This window comes from Nocardia amamiensis NBRC 102102 (assembly GCF_001612745.1).
Classification (GTDB): domain Bacteria; phylum Actinomycetota; class Actinomycetes; order Mycobacteriales; family Mycobacteriaceae; genus Nocardia; species Nocardia amamiensis.
The window spans coordinates 1-785 of sequence record NZ_BDBA01000464.1; the positions used below are offsets into that span (position 1 = coordinate 1).

Below are 785 nucleotides of genomic sequence, written 5' to 3' on the forward strand. Positions count from 1 at the left end.
AAAACGGTGGTGACCGATGTCGGACCGGTCGAGATCGACGTCCCCCGTGACCGCGACTCGAGTTTCGAGCCTCAGATCGTGCGCAAGCGGCAACGCCGGTTGAACGGTGTGGAGAACATGGTGTTGTCGCTGTCGGCCAAAGGGCTCACCCATGGGGAGATCTCGGCGCATCTGCGGGAGGTCTACGGCGCCGAGGTGTCCAAGCAGACGATCTCCACTATCACCGACAAGGTGCTCGACGGGATGGCCGAATGGCAGAACCGGCCGCTGGATGCGGTGTATCCGGTGATCTTCCTCGACGCCATCCATGTGATGATTCGTGATGGCAAGGTCGCCAACCGGCCCATCTACGTCGCGCTCGCGGTGACCGTGGACGGCACCCGCGACATCTTGGGCCTGTGGGCCGGCGACGGCGGTGAGGGCGCGAAGTTCTGGTTCCAGATCCTCACCGAGCTGCGTAATCGCGGGGTCGCTGATGTGTGCATGCTCGTCTGCGACGGCCTCAAAGGGCTGCCCGAGGCTATCGGCGAGGTGTGGCCGCAAGCGGTCGTTCAGACCTGCGTGGTGCATCTGCTTCGGGCCTCGTTCCGGTACGCGGCCCGCCAGCACTGGGACGCGATCGCCAAAGCACTCAAACCGGTCTACACCGCACCGACGGAATCAGCGGCGCTGGAGCGGTTCTACGAATTCGCCGAGGAATGGGGCGGAAAATATCCCGCCATCGTCAAACTCTGGGAGAACTCCTGGGCGGGTAGCCCCGGCGCGTTGCCGCGCCGAAGCCCCCT

1 protein-coding gene is annotated in these 785 nt (G+C 64.5%); it reads left to right on the top strand.

What is annotated here, in order from left to right; translation table 11 throughout:
• Positions 1-785: IS256 family transposase (locus NA4_RS38440; RefSeq protein ID WP_157129605.1), on the top strand; the 785-nt coding region annotated here is incomplete at both ends.